Source organism: Pseudomonas bharatica CSV86 (assembly GCF_000319305.2).
Classification (GTDB): Bacteria; Pseudomonadota; Gammaproteobacteria; order Pseudomonadales; family Pseudomonadaceae; genus Aquipseudomonas; species Aquipseudomonas bharatica.
Genome location: NZ_AMWJ02000002.1, coordinates 918,723 through 941,876, shown reverse-complemented (window position 1 = coordinate 941,876; position 23,154 = coordinate 918,723). Strand labels below are relative to the sequence as shown.

The 23,154-nt window shown below is 62.6% G+C and carries 20 protein-coding genes; 14 read left to right on the top strand and 6 right to left on the bottom strand.

From position 1 onward, the window contains the following. Window positions 1-82: 82 nt before the first annotated feature. The 9 genes from CSV86_RS18030 to CSV86_RS17985 all read left to right on the top strand — a co-directional run bounded on the left by CSV86_RS18030 (window position 83) and on the right by CSV86_RS17985 (window position 10,981). Entirely contained in the window at window positions 83-1,165 is a 1,083-nt protein-coding gene (locus CSV86_RS18030) for an ABC transporter ATP-binding protein (RefSeq protein WP_037060361.1), read from the top strand. Continuing rightward, on the top strand, window positions 1,162-2,862 hold the full coding sequence (locus CSV86_RS32050) for an ABC transporter permease subunit (protein ID WP_240160528.1): 1,701 nt from the start codon (window positions 1,162-1,164) through the stop codon (window positions 2,860-2,862). The genes CSV86_RS18030 and CSV86_RS32050 overlap by 4 nt, the downstream gene beginning before the upstream one ends. Further along, a complete protein-coding gene (locus CSV86_RS18015; protein ID WP_009399646.1) occupies window positions 2,859-4,340 on the top strand; it encodes a 2Fe-2S iron-sulfur cluster-binding protein in 1,482 nt (493 codons plus the stop codon). Before CSV86_RS32050 ends, CSV86_RS18015 begins: the two co-directional genes overlap by 4 nt. Beyond that, window positions 4,337-5,506, top strand: coding sequence for an NAD(P)/FAD-dependent oxidoreductase (locus tag CSV86_RS18010; RefSeq protein WP_037060358.1), 1,170 nt, complete (start codon window positions 4,337-4,339; stop codon window positions 5,504-5,506). The genes CSV86_RS18015 and CSV86_RS18010 overlap by 4 nt, the downstream gene beginning before the upstream one ends. A 92-nt stretch (window positions 5,507-5,598) precedes the next feature. Next, window positions 5,599-6,390, top strand: a complete 792-nt coding sequence (locus CSV86_RS18005) for an IclR family transcriptional regulator (RefSeq protein ID WP_009399642.1) — start codon at window positions 5,599-5,601, stop codon at window positions 6,388-6,390. A gap of 103 nt (window positions 6,391-6,493) precedes the next feature. Beyond that, window positions 6,494-7,528: a zinc-dependent alcohol dehydrogenase gene (locus tag CSV86_RS18000; RefSeq protein WP_009399640.1), complete on the top strand. Its 1,035-nt coding sequence runs from the start codon at window positions 6,494-6,496 to the stop codon at window positions 7,526-7,528. A 46-nt stretch (window positions 7,529-7,574) separates the two neighbouring features. Further along, entirely contained in the window at window positions 7,575-7,934 is a 360-nt protein-coding gene (locus tag CSV86_RS17995; protein ID WP_009399638.1) for a RidA family protein, read from the top strand. A 41-nt stretch (window positions 7,935-7,975) separates the two neighbouring features. After that, window positions 7,976-9,475 (top strand): CoA-acylating methylmalonate-semialdehyde dehydrogenase, encoded by a 1,500-nt coding sequence (locus tag CSV86_RS17990; protein WP_009399633.1) that lies wholly within the window; start codon window positions 7,976-7,978, stop codon window positions 9,473-9,475. Window positions 9,476-9,550: 75 nt separating this feature from the next. Beyond that, a complete protein-coding gene (locus CSV86_RS17985; RefSeq protein WP_009399632.1) occupies window positions 9,551-10,981 on the top strand; it encodes an aldehyde dehydrogenase family protein in 1,431 nt (476 codons plus the stop codon). Between the two features lie 128 nt (window positions 10,982-11,109). Here CSV86_RS17985 and CSV86_RS17980 read toward each other — a convergent pair whose 3' ends face one another. Continuing rightward, window positions 11,110-11,892, bottom strand: coding sequence for an EAL domain-containing protein (locus CSV86_RS17980; RefSeq protein ID WP_009399631.1), 783 nt, complete (start codon window positions 11,890-11,892; stop codon window positions 11,110-11,112). Between the two features lie 206 nt (window positions 11,893-12,098). Between CSV86_RS17980 and CSV86_RS17975 the strand changes: the two genes are divergently transcribed. Further along, on the top strand, window positions 12,099-13,229 hold the full coding sequence (locus CSV86_RS17975) for an alpha-hydroxy-acid oxidizing protein (protein WP_037060355.1): 1,131 nt from the start codon (window positions 12,099-12,101) through the stop codon (window positions 13,227-13,229). A gap of 41 nt (window positions 13,230-13,270) precedes the next feature. Here CSV86_RS17975 and CSV86_RS17970 read toward each other — a convergent pair whose 3' ends face one another. Together CSV86_RS17970 and CSV86_RS17965 are read right to left on the bottom strand one after the other, a co-directional pair. Further along, window positions 13,271-14,746, bottom strand: coding sequence for an aldehyde dehydrogenase family protein (locus tag CSV86_RS17970; protein ID WP_009399624.1), 1,476 nt, complete (start codon window positions 14,744-14,746; stop codon window positions 13,271-13,273). A gap of 76 nt (window positions 14,747-14,822) precedes the next feature. Next, a complete protein-coding gene (locus tag CSV86_RS17965) occupies window positions 14,823-15,731 on the bottom strand; it encodes a ketopantoate reductase family protein (protein ID WP_009399622.1) in 909 nt (302 codons plus the stop codon). A gap of 229 nt (window positions 15,732-15,960) precedes the next feature. Between CSV86_RS17965 and CSV86_RS17960 the strand changes: the two genes are divergently transcribed. The 4 genes from CSV86_RS17960 (at window position 15,961) to CSV86_RS32045 (ending at window position 19,209) form a co-directional block, all read left to right on the top strand. Next, a complete protein-coding gene (locus tag CSV86_RS17960) occupies window positions 15,961-16,980 on the top strand; it encodes a carbon-nitrogen hydrolase family protein (protein WP_009399621.1) in 1,020 nt (339 codons plus the stop codon). A gap of 82 nt (window positions 16,981-17,062) precedes the next feature. Continuing rightward, entirely contained in the window at window positions 17,063-17,956 is an 894-nt protein-coding gene (locus CSV86_RS17955; protein ID WP_009399620.1) for a transporter, read from the top strand. Window positions 17,957-17,983: 27 nt separating this feature from the next. Then, complete coding sequence (locus CSV86_RS17950; RefSeq protein ID WP_240160527.1) at window positions 17,984-18,985, top strand: MFS transporter; 1,002 nt, start codon at window positions 17,984-17,986, stop codon at window positions 18,983-18,985. After that, window positions 18,982-19,209, top strand: coding sequence for a hypothetical protein (locus CSV86_RS32045; protein ID WP_240160526.1), 228 nt, complete (start codon window positions 18,982-18,984; stop codon window positions 19,207-19,209). The genes CSV86_RS17950 and CSV86_RS32045 overlap by 4 nt, the downstream gene beginning before the upstream one ends. Before the next feature lie 55 nt (window positions 19,210-19,264). Here CSV86_RS32045 and CSV86_RS17945 read toward each other — a convergent pair whose 3' ends face one another. From CSV86_RS17945 to CSV86_RS17935, 3 genes are all read right to left on the bottom strand, one after another. Further along, window positions 19,265-20,239 (bottom strand): AraC-like ligand-binding domain-containing protein, encoded by a 975-nt coding sequence (locus CSV86_RS17945; protein ID WP_009399618.1) that lies wholly within the window; start codon window positions 20,237-20,239, stop codon window positions 19,265-19,267. Window positions 20,240-20,388: 149 nt separating this feature from the next. After that, window positions 20,389-21,666: an OprD family porin gene (locus tag CSV86_RS17940; RefSeq protein WP_009399617.1), complete on the bottom strand. Its 1,278-nt coding sequence runs from the start codon at window positions 21,664-21,666 to the stop codon at window positions 20,389-20,391. Window positions 21,667-21,772: 106 nt separating this feature from the next. Next, on the bottom strand, window positions 21,773-23,107 hold the full coding sequence (locus CSV86_RS17935; RefSeq protein ID WP_009399616.1) for an MFS transporter: 1,335 nt from the start codon (window positions 23,105-23,107) through the stop codon (window positions 21,773-21,775). Between the last annotated feature and the right edge of the window lie 47 nt (window positions 23,108-23,154).

Below are 23,154 nucleotides of genomic sequence, written 5' to 3'. Positions count from 1 at the left end.
CCAGACGCGAAGTGAGGAGGGGCGCCTCGGCGTCCCTGCTTCAATAAAAAGGGCTGAAGTTGCCCGTGTGCCGAGTGTGTGTATGTCCGAAGATCCTAAACTTTCGATGTCGATCGACATCGAGAACCTTACCAAGACCTACGACAGCTTTGCTGCGTTGGATGATGTCTCACTCTCGATCAAGAGTGGCGAATTCCTTTCTCTGCTCGGTTCCTCGGGGTCCGGGAAGACCACGCTATTGATGGCGCTGGCCGGTTTTGTTCGCCCTGACGCCGGCAGTATTCGCTTTGGCGGTCGGGAGATGATTTTCGAGCCGCCACACAAACGCGATGTCGGCATGATGTTCCAGAGCTACGCGCTGTTCCCGCACATGAACGTGTTCCAGAACGTTGCCTACCCGCTGAAGCTGCGTGGTTACGCACGGGCGGACATTCGCCAGCGGGTGGAGCAGGCGTTGGCCACGGTAGAGCTCGACCATTTGATCGAGCGAAATATCACCGAGATGTCGGGTGGTCAGCGCCAGCGGATTGCCCTGGCCCGGGCCATCGTCTTCGAGCCGAAGATCCTGTTGATGGACGAGCCGCTGTCGGCGCTCGACAAACGCCTGCGGGAAACCATGCAGTTGGAACTGCGCCGCTTGCATGAGCGCCTGGGCATGACCGTGGTCTACGTGACCCACGACCAGCGCGAAGCCTTGACCATGTCCGACCGCATTGCGGTGATGAGCAAGGGCAGGATTCGCCAGATCGATACGCCGGTGAATCTCTACGAGCGCCCGGCCAATCGCTTCGTTGCAGAGTTCGTCGGCGAGTCGTCCTGTCTGCCGGTGGTGCCGCACGAAGGGGGCGCTCGATTCCAGGGACGTTCCCTGGCCACTGTCAGCGCGGTGGCCGGGCTCAAGAACCCTAGCCTGGTGGTTCGTCCGGAAAAACTGCAATTCGTTTCGGCCGATGCCACTGAGTACAACCAACTTTACGGCCATGTCACCGATGTGATTTTCCAGGGTGAGAGCCAACTGGTGCAGATCGACCTGGGCGAGGGCATGTCGGTCGCCATCCGCCGGCCGACCCGCAGCTCCGAAAGCGGCCGCCTGCCAGCCCGTGGCGAGGCCGTGGTGCTTGGCCTGCACCCACAGGACACCCTGGTGGTTGGAGACGAACCATGAGCATTGGCGATCTGGACGCGTTGAATGCCCGTCGCTTGCGCAGTGCCGAGCGGCGTCACCGCTGGTATCTGTTCGGCTCGGGATTGCCTGCGTTGCTGCTGGTGCTGCTGACCTTCGTCCTGCCGATCGGCTGGTTGTTCTGGCTGTCGCTGTTCGATGCCAACGGCCAGTTGACGGTGGAGAACTACACCCGGCTGCTGGAGCCGATCTATGTGCTGACGTTCGTGCAGACCTTCAAGATCAGCATCATTGTCACCATCGCCTGCGTGCTGATCGGCTACCCCTACGCCTACTTCATGGTCAAGGGCGCGCGCTGGCTGGCCAACCTGGCCATGGGGCTGCTGCTGGTGTCGCTATGGACCTCGCTGCTGGTGCGTACCTACGCGTGGCTGATCATCCTGCAGCGTCGCGGTATCGCCAACGACCTGCTGATGAGCCTGGGCCTGACCGACACGCCGCTGGCACTGGTGCATAACCTGACCGGCACGGTGATCGGCATGGTGCACATCATGTTGCCATTCATGATCCTGCCTCTGTATGCCGCCATGAAGAGCATCGACCCGATCTACAACCAGGCGGCTGCCACCTTCGGCGCGTCGCCTTCCCGGGCCTTTCGCGATGTGTTCCTACCGTTGTCGCTGCCAGGGCTGGCGGCCGGTGCCACCCTGGTATTCGTGATCACGCTGGGCTTCTACGTCACGCCTGCGCTGCTGGGTGGTGGCAAGGTGCAGATGATCTCCATGCGGATCGAGAGCGATGTCTCGATGTACGCCAACTGGGGGCAGCGTCTTCGCTGGGCGTGGTGCTGTTGCTGGCCACCCTGCTCATGTTGTTCATCGTCAAGAAGGGCGCCGGCCTCAGCCGGCGCAGCGAGTGAGATCATGATCGGATTCAAGCAAACCCTGATGGCTGCCCTGCGTGGTTGCTGGCTGTACGTGCTGGTCCTGGCGACCATGCTGTTCCTGGTCCTGCCGACCCTGATCGTGATCCCCATGTCGCTGTCCGATGCGCGCTACCTGAGTTTTCCGCCCAAGTCGCTGAGCATCGAGCCGTTCTTCAGCTATTTCGCCTCCCTGGAGTGGCGCAGCGCGACGGTGGTGTCGCTGATCACCGCGACGCTGACCATGCTGCTGGCCACCACGCTGGGCACGGCGGCCGCCTATTCGCTGCATGTCACCCAGTCGCGGCTGACGGGCGTGCTGCGCGGCCTGCTGATGGCGCCGATGATCGTGCCGACGATCTTCATCGCCATCGGCCTGTTCTTTGTCTATGCCCGCATGGACATGAACAACACCATCCCCGGCCTGGTGCTGGCGCACACGCTGTTGGCGCTGCCTTACGTGGTAATCAACGTCAGCGCCGGCCTGCGCAGCTACGACATGACCCTGGAGCAGGCCGCATGCATTCTCGGGGCGACCCGGCTGCGAGCGTTCTTCGACGTGACCTTGCCGCAGATCCGCTTTTCGGTAATCGCCGCCGCCATGTTCGCCTTTGCCATCTCCCTGGACGAAGCGGTGATCTCGCTGTTCATCAGTGGCGGTGACAGTTCCACCCTGACCAAGCGCATGTTCAGTTCGCTGCGCTCGGAGATCGATCCGCTGATCGCGGTGGTAGCGACACTGATGACGCTGCTGTCGATCAGCATGCTGTGCATCAGCATCATGGCCCAGCGCAAGGCCCGGAGGGCGGCGGCATGAGGAGAGTCGACCTGCGGCTCGAACACGCCAGCGGCGAGGTGGTCGGGTTCTTCTGGAACGATCGCCCGGTTCAGGGACGCCGGGGCGAAAGCCTGGCCACGGCCTTGTTGGCCAACGGCATCAAGGTGCTGGCCTGGACGCGCAAATCCCACCGGCCGTTGGGCTACTCGGGCAATTACCTGAGCGGTGTGCTTGCGCGGGTGGATGGCGTGCCCAACGTGCGTCTGGACTTGTTCCCGGTGGCGGCCGGAGTGCGGGTGGAGATGCAGAACTGCTGGCCGAGCCCGGCGTTCGATGTGTTGCGCCTGTCGCGGCTGATTCCGTCGGGCTGGATCCAGGGCGGTTTCGAGCACACCAACCTGGTGCCCAGTGGCACGGCGTTGTTCCAGCGTTGGGAAGCGATCCTGGCGTTTCTCGCCGGGTCGGCCAGGCCGGCCACCCACACCGGGGAGGTCGCGGTGCCGCCGGCCCGTCGCTTGAGCGCCGGGCGCCTGGTGATCGGTGGCGGGCCCGCCGGCTGCGCGGCGGCCAACGAGGCGGCTGCGCAAGGGCTGGATGTGGTGCTGGTCACCCGTGGTCATGACCTGGCGCGGTATGCGCGGGCCGCCGGCTTGGCTCGGCCAGTCCTGGATGAGCGGGTAACGCTGGTCACGGGCGTCGAGGTGTTTGGTGCCTACCGCGAGGGCGCGCTGCTACTGGGCGCGCCCCATGACCCAAGCCTGGGTGCGCTGGCGCTCGAGGCCGAGGAGATTGTCCTCGCCACCGGACGGCGCGCATGCCCGCCGGTGGTCCCCGGTATGTGGCTGCCGGGGGTGATGGAGGCACGCACGGCCCTGATCATGGCCAGTGAGCAGGCCGTGGCGCCGGGCGAGCGGGTGGTCGTGGTGGGCAACGGTGATCAGGAGGCATTGGCTAGGCGCTTGCGCCAGTTGGGCGTGAAGGTCGTGGCGGTGCGTCCGTTGGGCGATTTGCGTCGGGTAGCGGGGCGCAACAGGGTCAAGGCAGCGTATTTTGCCGAGCGCATTGCCTGCGATGCGCTCGTACATTCCGGCCCTTGGCTGACAGAGGCCAGCCTGACCTTCCAGGGCCGCGCCGAAGGCTTGCTGCAGTTGCACGAGCAACGCCCTTGCGACTGGCAACTGGTGGGGGCCGCTGCCGAGCCGGACCAGCCGGTGCCCGTGGCGGCGCCAGCGTCCCGTCACACCTTGTTGTGCCCGTGCTTCGACGTGTCCAGCCATGAGGTACAAGCGCTGGTAGAGCAGGGCATCACCGATCTGGAAGTGATCAAACGCCTGACTTCGTGCGGCATGGGCCCTTGCCAGGGACAACCCTGCTGGGATTCGCTGCGCGCCTGGGTCAGTGCCCGAAGCGGTATCGCCCTGGAGCTGCTGGCCAGGCCGACGCTGCGCCCGCCACGCCGGGCCCTGAGCGTCGCTCAGGCCGCGGGCCTGGCCGATGTAGTCGAGCCTTTGAAATGAGTATGCCTAATCCTTTGCCTGCCAAGGCATCGATCATCATTGTCGGCGCAGGGATCCAGGGCCTGTCGCTGGCGTTCAACCTGGCGGAACTGGGTGTGCGCGACATACTCGTGCTCGACGCCGGCTACTGGCAGGGCGGAGCCTCGGGCCGCAACGGTACGCTGATTCGCGGTGCCTTCAGCTCTCCCGAATGGACACGTTTCTTCGCCCATTCCTGCGAATTGTGGCAAGGCCTGTCCAGGCGCCTGGGCGAGAACGTCATGTATTCCCGCCGCGGCTACACCATGGTGGGCGAGCGCAGTGCCACGGCCGGATTGCTCGACCGCACGCTGGCCGTGCACAAGGAATGCGGGATCCATTCCCACCTGCTGACACCGGGCCGGTTGCGTGAAGTGCTACCCGCCCTGGCCCATGAACGGGTGAGCGCGGCGTTGCACCTGCCTGACAGTGGCGTGGCGCCTCATCATGCCGCCATGCACGCCTATCGCCGGGCGTGCGAGGCCCGGGGCGTAAGCATTCACTATCGGACCTGCGTCACCGCCATCGACCAGAGCGCCGGGCGGGTTTCCGGGGTGCGGGTCGGCGACCAGCGGATTGCCAGCGACACCCTGGTACTGGCCGGTGGTGCCCAGAGCAATGCCCTGGCGCAGATGGCCGGAGTACCGCTGGATGGCTACCCGATGCGCCTGGAAGCCATGGCGCTGGAACCCACGCGGCCCCTGATCGGTCCGGCCGTGGCGTTGCTGGATCGGCTTTGCTATATGCATCAGACCGCGCGTGGGGAAGTGGTGGGAGGGGCCGAGGTGGCCGAGCGCCCGCAACACACCCTGAATGCCGATGTGCCCGTGATGGCAGCCACCGCGCGGGCGTATGTGGAGATGTTTCCGCAACTGGGCCACGCCCGGATCCTGCGCCAATGGGCGGGGCTGGTACACATCTCCAAGGATTTCGGGCCGCTGCTGGGCGCCCATCATGCGTTGCCGGGGCTGTTTGTCAGCGCTGGTTGGTGTTACGGCCACGCAGGCGCTCCGGCTGCCGGCGAGTTGTTGGCCAAGGCAATTGTCAGCGGGCAGGTGGACGAGCGCATGCGCCCGTTCGCCGTGGACCGATTCGAACTGAACCGGCCAGTGGTAGAACCTGGCATCGTACTGAGTCATTTCGAATGAGCGAGCCAAACGGGTACCGTACGCCCTCGAACCCGCATAACCTGAAACGTACCGTGATGCGTATGCCGATGCTGCAGAATAAGGATAAATCCATGAGTTCCCTGGAAGACTCACCACTTTTCATCACTGCCCTGTCGAAAGGGCTTTCGATCCTGACGGCATTCCGAGCCGGGCGGCCGAGCATGAGCCTGGTCGAGCTGGCCGAACACACGGGGCTGAACAAAAGCACCGTGCAGCGTTCCGCCTTTACCCTCGAAGCGCTGGGCTATCTGTACAAGGAGCCGGTGACCAAGCGTCTTCGCCTGGCGCCCAAGTCACTGGACCTGGGCACCGGCTATCTGCAGACCAGCGAATTGATCGAGCGCTCCAATCCGTACCTGCATGAGCTCAACCGCAATGTCGAGGAAAGCTGCAACCTGCTTGAACCCTGCGGGTTGGACATGCTCTACGTGGCACGTTTCCCAAGCCACAAGCAGATCGCCATCCACATGCCATTGGGCCGGCACCTGCCCATGTACTGCACATCGGCGGGCCGTGCTTACCTGGCAGCGCTGCCGGAGGACGAGTCCGACGCGATCCTGATGGCCTCCGAGCGTCAGGGCTATACCGCCAGCACGGTGACGGAACTGGACCAACTGCGTGCGTTGGTCGCCGAAGCCCGCAGCGCCGGGTATGCCTATGCCCAGGAAGAGTACTTCGCCGGCGATATCAGCGTTGCCGCCGCTGTGGTCAATGCCGATGGCTATCCGTTGGGCGCGGTCAACATTTCCGTGCCGTTCAGCCGCTGGACCCTCGAGGACGCGCGTAGCCAACTGGCGCCCAAGGTCATCAACACCGCCCGAAACATAGCCAGCGCGACGCGCAGTTTACGCCCCGTGGGCTGACGCCCCGGGGAACCCCTTGCACCCGAACACCCTGCTGCCGGCCCTGGCCGGCGGTATAGGTGCCCCATTGCCCGAAATCCAGGCGTACGTGAAGGAGAGAGTTATGAGTCAGACCATGAAGGCTGCGGTCCTGCACGCTGTAGGTGAGCCGCTGCGTATCGAGCAAGTGCCGATTCCGAAGCCCGGCCCCGGCGAAATCCTCATTCGTATCGCGGCCTGTGGCGTGTGCCACAGCGACCTGCATGCGATTGATGGCGACTGGTCCGCGTTGCCGACCTTGCCGCTGATCCCCGGTCATGAAATCACCGGGCATGTGGCGGCCCATGGTGCCGGGGTCAGCGAACCGCCGATCGGCGCAGCCGTTGGCATGCCGTGGATGTACAGCGCGTGCGGCACCTGCGAGTTCTGCCTGGGCGGCATGGAAACCATCTGCGCCCAGCGCGAATCCACCGGCTACAGCAAGCAGGGCGGCTACGCCGAGTACATGGTGGCGCCGGCAGGCTTTGTCGCCACCATCGAGCCTGGGGCCGATCTCTACGCCCTGGCGCCCATCCTCTGCGCCGGAGTGACCACGTACCGGGGCCTGAAGCGCTCCCGCGCCCGGGCGGGGCAGTGGGTGGCGGTCATGGGCATCGGCGGCCTGGGCCATGTGGCGGTGCAGTACGCCGTCGCTATGGGCTTGCGGGTGGCGGCCATCGATGTGTCCGCCGACAAGCTGGAGCTTGCACGCAGTTACGGCGCCGAGTGCCTGGTCGACGCCCTCGATAACCCGGTGGAAACCCTCAAGCGGCACATTCCGGGTGGCGTCCACGCGGTACTGGTGACGGCCACTGCCAATGCCGCCTTCGAGCAGTCGGTGAGGATGCTGCGCCCTGGCGGCACGGCGGTGTTCATCGGCCTGCCCGGTGGCGATGCCGATACGGTGCGCGCATCGATCTCCAGCATCAGCGGCTGGGAGCTGTCCATCACCGGCTCGAACATCGGCACCCGGCAGGACCTCAACGAGGCGGTGGCCTTCGCCGCCCGCGGCCAGGTCAAGGCCCAGGTCAACCTGGAGCGCCTGGACGACATCAACGACATCTTTGCACGCATGCGCCAGGGCCAGTTGGTGGGCCGCACGGTGCTGAAAATTGCCTGAGCTATTCACCTTCAACAGCATTCACCCACCCAACAGGAATCACCTCATGACCATCACTCGTCTGCAACCCAACCCCGGCCTGCTCAGCCACGCGCTGGTGCACAACGGCATCGTCTACATCACCGGCCAGGTGCCGGCCGACCGCACCCAGGATGTCTCCGGGCAGACTGCCCAGGTCCTGGCGCGGATCGATGCACTGCTGGCCGAAGCCGGTTCCGACAAGTCGCACATCCTGTTCGCGCAGATCTGGCTCAAGCATGCCGTGCAGGACTTTGCCGCCATGAACGCCGTGTGGCGCGAGTGGATCCCGCAGGACGCGCTGCCGGCACGGGCCACGGTGGAGGCCAACATGGCGGCGGAGAACATCCTCGTCGAAATCGCCCTGCAGGCAGCGGTCAAGGCCTGACCGGCCCCTGAACAGCCGGCTTTCGGCATCGGAGAATATGCATGAGCAGTATCGTTCCTCATCTCATCAACGGTGTGCGGGTCCAGGGGACCGGGCGCACTGCTGACGTCTACAACCCGTCCACCGGCACGGTGGTCAGACAGGTGGCGCTGGCCGATGCGGCCACCCTGCAGCAGGCCATCGAGGCTGCCACGGCTGCCTTCCCGGCATGGCGTAATACGCCGCCGGCCAAGCGTGCGCAAATCATGTACCGCTTCAAGCAGTTGCTGGAGCAACACGAAGCCGACATCGCGGCGATGATCAGCGAAGAGCACGGCAAGACGCTCGAGGACGCGGCAGGCGAGCTCAAGCGTGGCATCGAGAACGTGGAGTTCGCCTGCGGCGCACCCGAGCTGCTCAAGGGTGACTACAGCCGCAATGTCGGCCCGCACATCGACGCCTGGACCGACCTGCAGCCGGTGGGTGTGGTCGCCGGCATCACGCCGTTCAACTTCCCGGCCATGGTGCCGCTGTGGATGTACCCGCTGGCCATTGTCTGCGGCAACTGTTTCATTCTCAAGCCTTCCGAGCGCGACCCCAGCTCCACCCTGTACATCGCCGAACTGCTGATCCAGGCGGGGCTGCCCGCCGGCGTCATGAGCGTGGTGCATGGCGACAAGGAAGCGGTCGATGGCCTGATCGAGTCGCCGCACGTCAAGGCGCTGAGCTTTGTCGGCTCCACGCCCATCGCCGAATACATCTACAGCGAGGGCACCAGGCGCGGCAAGCGCGTGCAGGCCCTCGGCGGGGCGAAGAACCACGCGGTGCTGATGCCCGACGCCGACCTCGACAATGCCGTCGGCGCGCTGATGGGCGCGGCCTATGGCTCTTGTGGCGAACGCTGCATGGCGTTGTCGGTGGCGGTCTGCGTGGGCGATGCGATCGCCGATGCGCTGGTGGAAAAACTGGTGCCGCAGGTGCGCGCCTTGAAGATCGGCGCGGGCACCTCGTGCGGCCTGGACATGGGCCCCTTGGTGACCGGCGCTGCACGGGACAAGGTCAAGGGCTACATCGACGCCGGCGTCGCCCAGGGCGCCACGCTGCTGGTGGACGGTCGCGACCTGGTGGTGGCCGGCCATGAACAGGGTTTCTTCGTCGGCGGCACGCTGTTCGACCGGGTGACCGCGCAGATGAGCATCTACACCGACGAGATTTTCGGCCCGGTGCTGTGCATCGTCCGCGTGCCGAGCCTGGAAGCGGCGATGCAGTTGATCAACGAGCACGAATACGGCAACGGCACCTGCATCTTCACCCGCGACGGCGAAGCGGCCCGGTTGTTCTGCGACGAGATCGAGGTGGGCATGGTCGGTGTCAACGTGCCGTTGCCGGTGCCGGTCAGCTACCACAGCTTCGGTGGCTGGAAGCGTTCGCTGTTCGGCGACCTGCATGCCTACGGCCCCGACGGTGTGCGTTTCTACACGCGCAAGAAAGCCATTACCCAGCGCTGGCCGCGCCGTGCCAGCCATGAAGCCGCCCAGTTCGCGTTCCCCAGCAACGCTTGAGTGGCCAAGGTCAGGTCAATCCTGCCGCGTGGGCGATGAGCCTAACGCGGCGTCCTGCTCACCGTGGAGACAGAAATGAACAACGCATTGAAGTTTTACATCGACGGCCAGTGGGTAGCCCCGCATGCCGGCAACACCCTGGACGTGATCGATCCTGCCACCGAGCAGGCGTTCATCCAGATCGCCGTGGGCGACGCCCGGGATGTCGACAAGGCGGTCGAGGCCGCTGCCCGGGCCTTCCCGGCGTTCTCGAATACGTCCGTTGCTGAACGCCTGGCCCTGCTCAAGGAAATCCTGCGGGTGTACAACCTGCGCTACGAAGACCTGGTCAAGGCTGTCAGCCAGGAGATGGGGGCACCGCTGCATTTTGCCCGTGATGCGCAGATCTGGAGCGGTCGCGCGCACCTGGAGTCCACCATCAGCGCCCTGGAAAACTTCCGGTTCAGCGAGCAGCACGGTGCCACCCATGTGGTGCGCGAGGCCATTGGCGTGTGCGCCCTGATCACGCCGTGGAACTGGCCGCTGAACCAGATCGTCTGCAAGGTGGCGCCGGCCATCGCCGCCGGCTGCACCGTGGTACTCAAGCCCAGCGAAATCGCGCCGCTCACCGGCATCATCTTTGCCGAGATCCTGCATGAGGCCGGCGTGCCGGCGGGGGTGTTCAACCTGCTCAACGGCACCGGTCCCGACGTGGGCCAGCACATGGCGAGCCACCCGAAAGTGGACATGGTCTCGTTCACCGGCTCCACTCGCGCCGGCATCATCGTCGCCAAGACAGCGGCCGATACCGTCAAGCGCGTGGCCCAGGAACTGGGCGGCAAGTCGGCCAATATCCTGCTCGAGGACGCCGACCTCGACGTGGCGGTGGCCAAGGGCGTGCAGGGCTGTTTCTCCAACTCCGGGCAATCCTGCGACGCGCCGACCCGTATGCTGGTGCCGGCCAGCCTGCATGCCCGCGCGCTGGAGATCGCCAGGCTGACTGCCGGGCAATTGGTCACCGGCAGCCCGCTGGACGAAAAAACCAATCTGGGGCCGGTCATCAGCGAGGCACAGTTCAACAAGATCCAGGGGCTGATCGCCAGCGGCATCGAAGAGGGCGCCACGCTGGTCGCCGGCGGCCTCGGGCGGCCTGACGGGCTGGACAAAGGCTATTACGTGCGACCGACCGTGTTCGGCAACGTCACGCCGCACATGACCATCGCCCGCGAGGAAATCTTCGGTCCCGTGCTGTCGATCATGCCCTATGACACGCTGGAACAGGCGATCGAGATGGCCAACGACACGGTCTACGGCCTGGCGGCCTACGTGCAGTCACGGGATCTCGAAAAAGCCCGCGCCGTCGCCGGTCGCATGCGGGCCGGCTCGGTCTACCTGAACTACCCAAGCTGGGACACCTTCGCACCCTTCGGTGGCTACAAGCAGTCGGGTAACGGACGCGAGTATGCGGGGTGGGGTATCCATGACTTCCTGGAGATCAAGGGCATCGTCGGCTGGGGACAGCAGTGACTCGCCGGCAGCTCGCTTGATCAGCAAACCCGGGCGCGCTTCAAGGTGAATGAAAGATGAAATGGCTCGCTGCCGGTGACGGTCAGCGGGCTTTTTCGTTCATGGGGTTTCCAGAGGCCAGCCAGCGTTCAGATCAGCTCCGTTGGCATCGATTGCAATACGCCGATGCTCGGTTTCGCGAACAGGTACCCCTGCATCAACTCGATACCCAGTGCTGCAAGGGCGTCTCGTTCCTCGCGTGTTTCGATACCCTCCGCGATGACGGTGATGCCCAGGCGCCTGGAAACCAGGACGATCCCTTCGACAATGGCGCGTCGCACACTGTCCTGGCCGATGCCGCGGGTCAGCGCCATGTCGATTTTCAGCACCTGGGGCTGGAACATGGCCAGCAGGTTGAGGCCTGAATACCCCGAGCCGAAATCATCGATTGCCGTGGTGAATCCCTGGCGCTCGTATTCGAGGAAGATGGATTTCAGATGGTCTGGATCCTCGACCTGCTCACCTTCGGTGACTTCGAACATGATCCGGTCGATGGGGAATGCCCATTCACTGGCGGCTTCCAGCGTTGCGCGAACACAGGTCTCGGCGCGGTAGACCGCGTTGGGAAGAAAGTTGATGCTCAGCTTGCAGTCCGGTATTGCCGGCATACCGAGCTGTGCCGCCAACTCGATCGCCTTGACCCGGCACGCCTGGTCGAATCGATAGCGGTTGGTTTCATTGACCCTGGCCAGGATGCTGGCCGCGGACTGCCCATCAAGGCCCCGAACCAGAGCCTCGTAGGCATAAGGCTTTGCGGTGGTGACATTGAAGATGGGTTGGAACGCCATGGTGAAGTCGAATCCCAGGCCGTCAGGATTGCGGCACTCGGCACATCCGATTGGCTTGAACGGTTTTAGTGGGATGGTTTGCATATAGCCAATCTCGCGGGTTCGGAATGTCGACCAGCCTCGCATAGGGTCGTCCAGGTCTCCAGGATTTTCCTGCTCGACCCGGACTGCAAGGAAGGGGATGGATTTATAGACTTGATTTATATCCCAATCGTTCAGTATTGATTTGATTACTTTTTTCCAGTTTCTAGAATCGACTCATTCTGGCCTTGGCCTACTTTGAGGTTGATATGAGTCCAGTTTTCAATGTTGCGGGTTATCGTGAACTTGCGCGCCGGCGTCTGCCTCGGATGGTATTCGACTACCTGGAGGGTGGTGCCGATGACGAGAAGGGCATGGGACGTAACCTGAGTGCTTTTGACCGACTGGAGTTCCTCCCTCGCCGCCTGGTGAATGTTGCTGAAAGGAACCTTGGCTGCGAGGTTTTTGGCCAAGCGCAATCTTTACCCTTGATGGTTGCACCCATGGGGCTGAACGGGGTTTTCTGGCCGAAGGGCGACCTTGAACTTGCACGTGCAGCCAAGAGGGCTGGAATCCCTTTCATTCTCTCCACCGCGGCCAATGCATCGATCGAGGAAGTCGCCGAGAAGGTCGGCGGTGATCTTTGGTTCCAGTTATATGTTGTGCACCCGACCCTTGCAGACCGCCTGGTAGCCCGTGCCCTTGACGCAGGCTACCGAACCCTGGTGCTGACCACCGATGTGGCGGTCAACGGCAAGCGTGAGCGTGATCTGCGCAGCGGATTCGGCCTGCCGTTCAGATATACCCCCGGGGTGATTCTCGACGGCATGCTGCATCCCCGCTGGTCCATGCGTCTGTTGGCAGGAGGGATCCCGCAGATGGCCAACTTCGCAAGCGATGAGGCGTGCGATGTGGAGCTGCAGGCTGCGCTTCTGTCGCGAAAGATGGACGCTGGCTTCGATTGGGAATCGTTGAAAAGACTGCGTCGGATCTGGCCCCATCGTCTTCTGGTCAAGGGCATTCTTCATCCTGCAGACGCATCCCGTTGCATCGAGCTCGGCGCAGACGGTGTGATCCTGTCGAACCATGGTGGCCGCCAGCTTGATTCAAGTTGTTCACCGATGGCTACCCTTGAGCGGATCGCACTGGCGCACCCTGGCAAGGTACTCATAGACAGTGGATTCCGGCGCGGGTCCGATGTGGTGAAGGCGCTTGCGCTCGGAGCGAGCGGCGTATTTGTCGGGCGCCCCTTGCTTTATGGACTGGCGGCGGCCGGCGAGGAGGGGGTGAGCAACGTGCTGGGCATTTTCGCTGATGAGATAAGCCGAACCCTGGCCAACATGGGCTGTGCATCAGTAGCGGAATTGTCTCCCGAGCATGTGGTGCGCTCGTTTCCTTAGCGGTGTAAAAGGTGCCCGCGAGGTCGGGCACCCAGGTTTGTTCAGAAGGGATAGCGGCGCGGGCTGCCTTGCACGCTGATCCAGTGATCGGTGGTGAACTCCTCGATTGCCCAGTCGCCGTTGAAGCGGCCGAGTCCGGAATTCTTTTCGCCGCCGAACGGGGCGTGGGCTTCGTCATTCACCGGGATGTCGTTGACATGGGTCATACCTGCCTTGACCCGGCGAGCGAAACGCACCCCACGCTCCAGGTCGCCGCTGAAGACTGCGCTGGACAGCCCGAACTCGCTATCGTTGGCCAGCTCCAGTGCGTGGGCTTCATTGCGGGCACGCTGGATACCGACCAGGGGCCCGAAGATCTCTTCACGGGCGATTTCCATATCCTTGGTCACATCAACGAACACATGGGGCGGCAGCAATTGGCCTTGCACCTCGCCTTCGACCACCGTCCGGGCACCTTCCTCCTTGGCGCGTGCGATCTTTTCCAGCAGGCCTTGCAGCTGTTTGGCATTGATGATCGGGCCGACCACGGTATCGGCATCGTTCGGGTTGCCAACCTTCAATGCTTTTACTTTTTCGGCGTAACGCTGGACAAAATCGTCATGGATCGCGTCTTCGACGATGATCCGGTTGATCGCCATGCAGATCTGTCCCTGATGAAGGAACTTGCCCATCACCGCGGCGCTGGCAGCCTGTTCAAGGTCGGCATCGGCCAGGACCACGAACGGGCTGTTGCCACCCAGTTCGAGCGCCACATGCTTGAGGTGCTGCCCGCCTGAAGCCAGGCGGCCTATGTTCAGGCCGACCGGGGTCGAGCCGGTGAAGGAAATGAACTTGGGCACCTCGTGTTCGACGAATTCATTGCCGATCTTCGATCCTGCACCCACCACGACGCTGAGCAGCCCGGCCGGCAAGCCCGCCGCTTCGTAAAGACTGGCCAGCAGCAGGCCGCCGGTAACCGGGGTATCGCTGGCGGGCTTGATCACCACCGCGTTGCCCAACGCCAGGGCAGGCGCCACGGAGCGCTGCGACAGGTGCAGGGGGAAATTCCAGGGGCTGATCACACCCACTACACCTAGGGCCTCGCGGTACACGCGGTTTTCCTTGCCGGGTACGTTGGACGGCAGTATCCGGCCATGCACCCGGGCCGGAAACGAAGCAGACTCCAGGGTAATGCTGCGGGCCGCGCCCCATTCGATCTGCGCCTTGATCCTGGTGCTGCCAGACTCGCGGATGATCCAGTCGATGATCGCTTCGCGGTGCTCGTCGAACAACTGCACCACCCGGTGCATCACCGCTGCCCGCTCGGCAGGGCCTGTGGCGGCCCACTTCACCTGCGCTTCGGCGGCCTTGCGATAGGCTTCGTCAAGGTCATCGCGATCCGCCTGGACAATCTCCGCCAGTTGGCTGCCATCGAACGGGTTGGTGACTCGCAGCACGCTGCCGTCACGGCCGTCTCGCCACTGACCGGCAATGAATTGTTGATTGAAGGCTGGAAATTGTTTGGCAAGATGAGTCATGGGTTACCTCTTTTTATTTGAATGGGACGCATCGTTTGATGAGTCGTCGGGAATTCCGTCAGCAGCCTCGAGGGATTCAGCCTTCGCTGACTTTCACCAGGTTGTACAGGGCCTGCAGGACGGGCGTTGCTACCCCAAGGCGCTTGCCCTGGGCCACCACTGCCCCATTGATGAAATCAATCTCGGTTTTTCGCCCTGCCTCCAGATCCTGCAGCATCGACGGCTTGTGTTGCTGGTGATTGCGCAAGGCGTGGTCCACCGCCGCGTTGACGCGCTCGCTATCGACCGCAATCCCGTTCGCCCGGGCAACGGCCACCGTTTCCGCAAGGATGCTGGCCAACACTTGCCGCCCCTGCTCGGAGCTGCCAACCGCACCCACAGTCTGGCGGGTAACGGCACACACCGAATTGAGGGCTGCGTTAAAGGCAACCTTTTCCCAGATCGCTACCTGCACCTGTGGATCGGCCTCGCAAGGCAAGCCAGCTCGACTGAATACAGCGGCCACTTTCTGGACCACCGGACTCTCTTTGCCGCTGTAGGACCAGAGGTTGACGTGGCCTTCGCCATGGCTATGAACCACGCCAGGCGCCACCAGGTCCGCAGGCAGATTGGTCATGCCCACGATCACGCGTTCGGCAGGCACCACGCCGGCAATCAGTTCGGCGTTGCCCAGGCCATTCTGTACTGACAGCGCCCAGGTGTCGGGCCCGACCAAATGGCGCACCGAGTCGATTGCCGCTGCGGTATGAAAGCCTTTGGTGAAGATCACCAGCAAATCAAAGTGGCCTGACAATTGTGCTGCCCGAGCAATCGGCACCTGCACGGTCGTTTGCACATCGGGAGTATCAAGGCGCAACCCATGCCGACTGATGACTTCGATAGCGTGATCGGAGGCTTCAACGAACGAAACATCTTGCCCTGCCAATGCCAGACGCGCCCCAAACAACCCGCCCATGGCGCCCGCACCAACAATCGCAATCTTCATCGCTGTTCCTCCGAGTGAATAAAAACACACTGTAAGAACTCGCCGGATATCTCACAAATAAATAATTGAGAGTGAAAACATAGAAGGTATTTATGGGGTAGGGCCATCCGCTGTTCCAGGTCTTGACTCCGAATTTGCTACGCCCAGGCAACTTTTGCGCAACGCAGGGGAAAAAGCGCGGCAAGCCCGCTCCATAGAATGAGGCTGCACTTACCCAAAGGAGCCTGCGATGCCCATCAATCATCCAACCTACCGCGTTGCCGCTGTTCAGGCGGCCCCTGAGTTTCTTGACCTCGAAGCTACCGTAGAGAAAGCTGTCGGCCTGATGCAACAGGCCGCTAGCGCAGGCGCAAGCCTGGTTGCATTTCCCGAGAACTTCTTTCCCGGCTACCCCTTCTTTCTCTGGCTAGGTTCGCCTGCCTGGGCCATGCAGTTTATCCAGCGCTACCACGACAACTCGCTGGTCATTGACAGCCCGCACTATCAACGCCTGTGCGAAGCAGCCAGGCGCCTGGGGATCTACCTGTCCATCGGCTTCAGCGAAAAATCCAACGGCAGCCTGTATATGGCCCAGGCGCTGATCGACGATCAGGGCAAGACCCTCAGCACCCGACGCAAGTTGAAGCCGACTCTGGTAGAGCGCAGCCTTTTCGGCGAAGGCGATGGCAGTGACCTGAGCGTGATCGACACGCCACTGGGTAAGGTCGGTTCGCTGTGCTGCTGGGAACATGTGCAGCCGTTGAGCAAATACGCGCTGTTCGCCCAGCACGAGCAGGTGCACATCGCAGCCTGGCCGAGCTTCTCGCTCTATAGCGGGGTCGCCTACGCCCTTGGCCCTGAGGTCAACACGGCCGTGACCCAGACCTACGCCGTGGAAGGCCAGTGTTTCGTGGTGGCGCCCAGTTCCGTGGTGAGCGACAGGATGGTCGAGTTGCTCTGCCACAACGAAGAGGCTCGGCAACTGCTGCCATCCGGAGGTGGCCATGCCCGAATCTTCGGGCCCGATGGCTCGCCTCTGGCCGAGCCACTGGATGAACACCGCGAGGGGCTGTTGCTTGCGGACATCGACCTGGGTGTCCTGAGCCTGGCCAAGCTCGCCGCCGACCCGGTAGGCCATTACTCACGCCCGGACGTCACCCGCCTGCTGCTCGACAACACACCTCGCCGGCCCGTTCAGCTCGGCACCTTCGCGCAATCCGACGCAGTCGCGCCCACCAGGAACCCCGACGAGGTTCAGCCAGACGCCTGAGACGGCACAGCACATAAGAATTCAGCCGTCACCGCCCGTCCTTTTGCTCACTGCCAATAATAAATCTCCGGAGCAATTCATCATGAAAGCCCGCAAAGGCATGACCGTCTTCACCACCTTGAGTACAGCCCTGACAGTGTTGGCCCTGGCCAACAGCAACGCCGTCGAGGCAGCCGTGCTATCAACCGACCCTGGTGACTATGTCGCCTTGCCACCCGGTACCGAGCTGGGTCTTCTGTATTACCAGCACGCCGAACGCAACCGCATCAAGGTTGACGGCCATACCGTGACCCGTGATTTTGGCCTGGACAGCGACATTGGCATCGCTCGCTTCGTGCACTGGACCACCTTGGGCGGTTTCACCGTGACCCCGCAAGTCATACTGCCCTTCGGCCATCTCGACTTGGGCGGCAGCCGTGACTACAGCGTCGGCGGCGCCGCAGACCCCATGGTCGGAAGTGCGCTGTGGTTGGTAAACGATCCCAAGCAGGAGCGCTACCTGGCCATCGCCGGTTATGTCGGTATGCCACTGGGTAGCTATGACCACGACGCCCCGGTCAATCTAGGTGAAAACCGCTGGAAAGGCATGGTTCATCTTGCCTACGTGCAGGCTCTTTTGCCTGACACGCTGTACGCAGAGTTAACCCTGGAGCATGACACGTTCGGCAATAACGATGACTTCTTCGGCCAGACGCTGCGCCAGGATGATGTCTTCGAAGTACAAACGCACCTGCGCTATGTCTTCAACCAGCAGAATCAGTTCGGTGTCAGCTGGTTTCACACCACAGGCGGCGAAACCCACGTCGGCGGCGTGGCCCAGAACGATACGACCCGTACCCAGCGCTATCTGCTGACCTGGCAACACTTCCTGCAACCGACCCTGCAGATACAGACCCAGTTCGGCCAGGATCTCGATGTCGTCAACGGCGCCCAGGAGAAATACCGGGTGAACCTTCGCATCGCACACGCCTTCTGACGCCCCACTCCTTTGTGAGCATTGACCATGAAAAAACTCTCTTACGAGTGGAAGCTGGTATTCCTGCTGGCCGTCCTGTTCGGGATCGTCGGCCTTGACCGGTTTGTCGTTCTTTATCTGTTCCCCGTCATCATCCCGGAGCTTGGGCTCAACAACATCCAGGCCGGCGCCATCGCTTCCGTGCTGGCGTTCACCTGGGCCATCTCGACCTGGGTCCTGGGCAGTATGTCCGACAAGTACGGGCGCAAACGGGTGCTGATCTACTCGACGTTGTTCTTCTCGCTAATGACGTGGATGACCGCGATCGCCAAGAGTTTCACCAGCATGCTGGTGATCCGAGGGTTGCTGGGTGTCGGCGAAGGCGGAGTGTTCAGCACCAGCGTCGCGGCCATTGCCAGTGCCTCCTCACCTGAAAGAAAGGGCCTCAATCTAGGCATCCACCAGGCCTTCTTCCCGCTGCTGGGGATCGGGCTGGGGCCGATCATCGCCACCCAACTCAATAACTTCATGCCATGGGAGATGGTCTTCATCGTGGTGGGCGTTCCAGGCGTGCTGCTAGCCTGGTGTCTGGCCAGGTTCATGCGTGAGCCTGCACGTGACACGCCAGGCGCTCACAGTGCTTCAAGCGATGGCGCCTTCGCGGCGCTGCGTTACCGCAACATCTGGGTGGCCACCGTGGTCAGCTGTTGCTTCCAGACGGGGCTGTTCGTCTTCTCGACCTTCGTCGCGCTCTACTTGACCCAGGTGATAGGCCTGGAGCTGAGTACGGTCGGCCTGATCGTTTCCGGCTGGGGCTTTGGCGGTTTCTTCGGCATGATCATCATGCCGGCGCTCTCCGACCGTCTTGGCCGGCGCCCGATGATGATTGGTTGTGCGGCGGCCTACAGCGCGCTGATGCTGATGTTCGCGCTTTATCCGCTTCCCCGGCCGGAATGTTCGCATTGTTGTTCATCGCAGGTGTGTTCGGCTTCGGCATCGCGCCGATATTTCTGGCAATTATTCCCGCAGAGACCGTGCCCTCGCGCATGACCGGCAGCGCCGTGGGTATTCCGACCTGCGTCGGGGAGATGCTCGGTGGCGTGCTCATGCCCATCGTGGCGGGAGGACTGGCTGATGCATTTGGGCTGCAATATCCGATGATGATTGTGGGGATCGCCTTCGCCGCTATCGCCATCGTCTCGTTCGCGTTCATTGAAACGGCGCCGCGAGCCATGGCCAGCGCATCGGTCATTGGGAATGCCGAACCGCTGTAGTGAAGCCTTGGCCCCGCTCGTATGGCTCTCGCCAGTGAGCGGGGCCTGCAAGCCCTTACCTGGCGGCTAGCGAGAGCGTGCGATATTCACGGGGAGATAGGCCCAGATGACGCTTGAATACCCGACTGAAATGCGCATTGCTGGAGAAGCCCCAGCTGTAGGCGATATCACTGATGCTGCGGTCACGCAGGCAAGGGTTGGCCAGCGCCATACGGCACAGTTCCAGACGCTTGCCCCAGATGTACTCGCTCACCGAGACCGGTTGCCCGGAAAACACCCGGTGCACGGAACTGACAGACATCTTCAGCTGCTCGGCGATCCATTCGACACTCAGCAATGGCTCGGCCAAATGGTTGTCGATCAGGCTCTTGATGCGCTCAAGGTGGAACTGCATGAGGCGGGTGCACGCCGGGTCAGCCTCGCCCTTGCCCAATGACTGCAGACCCAGCGAGAGCATTTCCAGCAGCGGCCGGGCCATGGCATCTTCACCAAATTCGGCGGCATGCTCCTGCTCTTCGAACAGCGTCAGCATCAGGCCGCCAATGATGCGCCCCATGGTACTGGCGGTGGTCAGAGGCTTCGACACGGCACGCTCTGCGGCAGGGTTGTAAAGGCGCATGGTTTCCTGAGGGATGCGTAGCGAGCACATGCGAAACGCACGGGGCAGTACGACCTTGTAGGGGCGGCGAGTGTCATACAGCACGATGTCACCTGCACCTACGGCGCAGCGCCGGTCGTCCTGGGTAAGTTCGCACATGCCGTGGGTAATCAGGCTGAGGATGAAATAATGCGGGTCGTTGCCAGCGCTGACTCGACGCTCGACGCTGTGCGCACTTGCCTGGAGGTCGATCAGGTCGAGGCTGCCAAAACGGCTGTGCTTGAGATGCGCCTCGAATCCACCGGACGCTGCGTTACTGGAGAACCCCTCCAGTTGGCAATCGAGCTTGACGAAAAATCGGCTACTGATGTCGTCCCAGAAACCGCTGCGCTCTGAAGCCGGGACACAGGTGGTTGAGATGGAGATCGTCATGGCGGTTACCTGGAGAATGACATAACGAAAAACGTGCAAGATATGGTCCGCTGTAACGGCTGGCCTCGTTGCCCAAAGCGCGCGAGCGCTTCAGGCAACGATGATGCGACGCTCAGTCAAGCAACCCGTTGGTAACGATCGCTAAGCGATCAGAACTTCCAGGTGTAGGTGGTGATAAGGCGATTTTCGTCGTAATCGACTCCCGACGCCCTGCCGCTGCCGTAACGCGTCTTCACGTCAATGTTGCGCCATTCGAAGCCGAGCCCCTTGAGCGCACCGCTTTGCAGCACATAACTCACGACAAAATTGCGCTCGCTTTCAACGTTCTGGTCCAGATCGTTGTTGCCTCGATCGATACCGCTACCTCGCAGATAGCGGGTCATGAATTTCAGGCCCGGCACGCCCAGAGCCGCGAAATCATAGTCGTAGCGCAGTTGCCAGGAACCTTCGTTGGCTTTGAAGAAGCCGACCGTCGACCAGTTGACCAGCCAGGGCTGCGGTGCATAGCCGTTGAACAACGGGAAAGCGCTGTCGCCGAGCATCCGCTGATAACCGACACCAAAGCCATGGCCGCCGGTCTTCAGCGTGGTCATGGCACCGTAACTCTTGTTGTCGATCTCGCCATACAGCGCTTGGCCGTCCTCACGATTCTGGTAATAGCGCAGCTCGGTCTGCAGCGTGTAATCCGCTGACAGCGCCCAGCGGTTGGACAGACCCAGGTAATGCTGCTGATAGATATCCTCGAGCTGACCGTAGAAGTAGGTCGCCGACAGGTCAGGGGTGAACTGGTAGGTAGCGCCGGCAAAGTTAAGGCCGTCGCTGGGGCGCCTGATGTTGGCGCCGTTCATCAGGTAGATCCGCTCCCGGTTGGAGGATTCACGGGTGGCGATCTTATCGATGCGTCCCGCTGTCAGGGTCAGGCCGGCCCATTCCCGTGACTCCAGCATGGCGCCCTGGTAGGTGGTGACCAACTGGCGCGAGTCGTCGATATAGGCCACCGGCAAGCGCGGGCGCAGTTCACCGGCGCGCAGCTCGGTCTGCGAATACTTGAGCTTGCCGGTCACCCCGGTACGGCCATAGTCCCGTACCTGCTCGCCCTTGCTGGCGTCGTAGGGGATCACGCTGTCGGGGCCACGCCCGCCGCCGCCATCGAGGCGATAGGCCCACTGGGTGCTGGTTTCCAGGCCGAACTGGAGCGGGCCTTCGGTGTACCCGGAGGAGAGGCGCAGATCGAAGCCTTGGGTCCAGCTACCGATCCGCGACCTGGGCGCATCCGATTGTTTGAAATCGCGATCGATGTAGGCATTGCGCAGCCCGAGGACGACGCTGCTGTCATCGAGGAAGTCGGCCTGGGCGTAAAAAGCCGGCGACAGACAGGCACAGCCCAGCAGCCAGGCGCTGTGGCGGGGAACGGGAGAATGACGCATGAAGGCACCTATTATTGTTGTCGAAATGGCACGATCCATCGGGCCGCTCGGGGAGGAGCGGCCACTGTTGGCAAGGTTTTCAAGCGGAAGAGGCTTGCGAGTCAGCTCAGTGCCGGGCTTCCAGCGCCCGACCCGGAGCAGCGGAGCCTGCGACGTTGCGCTGGCGGATCATGGCAATGGCGAGGATCGCCACCACACCGGGCACGGCGCAGAGGATGAAGTTGAGCTGCAGTGGCAGGTTCAGGCTCAGCATCAGGCCGCCCAGGGCAGGCCCGGCCACCCCGCCGAAGCGGCCGATGGCCGAGCACCAGCTGACGCCGGTGGAGCGGATTTCGCTCGGGTACTGCTGGGCAGCAAAGGCATGGATCACCGCCAGGGTACCGATGGTCGTGGCCCCTGCCACCAGCAGCATGGCATTGAGCAACAGCGGACCGGGCTTGATGCCCAGGGTGCACAGCGACACCACCGCAAGCAGGAAGAACAGCATCAGCGTAGGCTTGCAGCCCCAGCGGTCGGCCAGCCAGCCGCCGCCCAGCGCGCCAAAGGTAGCGCCGATGTTCAGGGTGACCAGGAACATCAGGCTCGAACCCAGTTCGAAACCGCCGGCGACCATGATCTTGGGCAGCCAGGTGTTGAGCCCGTAGACCATCAGCATGCACATGCCGAAGCCTAGCCAGAGGAACACCGTACCCACGCCGCGACCTTCGGCAAACAGACGCGAAAGCGGTGCCGCAGAGGAGGTCCTGGGCGGTGCTTCGAAGCTGACGCTGCTCGTATCGACTTGCGGGTCGATACGGGTGAGCAGATCGCCCGCCGCAGCGCGGTCCTTCTCCAGCAGATAGTGCAGCGATTCGGGCAGCTGCCGCGCCAGCCATGGCAGGAGAAGCAGCGGTACGCCACCGATGATGAAAGTCGCCTCCCAGCCGTAGCGAGGTATGATCCACATCGCCACCAGCGCGGAAATCATCGCGCCGATCGAGTAGAAGCTGAGCATGATGGTGGTGAGGGAGCTGCGGCGTGATGTCGGCGCAAGGTCGTTCATCAAGGCAACGATGTTGGGAATCGCGCCCCCAAGGCCTACGCCGGTGATGAATCGCAGCAGGGCAAAGCTCGGTGCATCCCAGGTGAAGGCGGTCCCCAAGGCGCACAGGCTTGCGAGGGCGACGGAGCCGATGACCACCTTGCGCCGCCCAAGCCGGTCGGCCTGAGGGCCAACCACGACTGCGCCGAACATCATGCCGAACAGCGCCGCGCTGCCCATCCAGCCGGCAACCACCGGCGTCAGTGCCCATTCTTCCATCAGGCGCGGTACGACCGAGCCGTAGATGACCAGGTCATAGCCATCGAAGAGCATGATGAAAGAACACCAGAACAGCAGGGTGTAATGAAGTTTTCCGAGGGGCGCGCCCCCTGCGACGTCCAGCGCACGTTTCTGGGTCATGGTTTTGTCTTCTTGTTGTTATGTCGGTGGGTTGAAGGAGCCTTGAT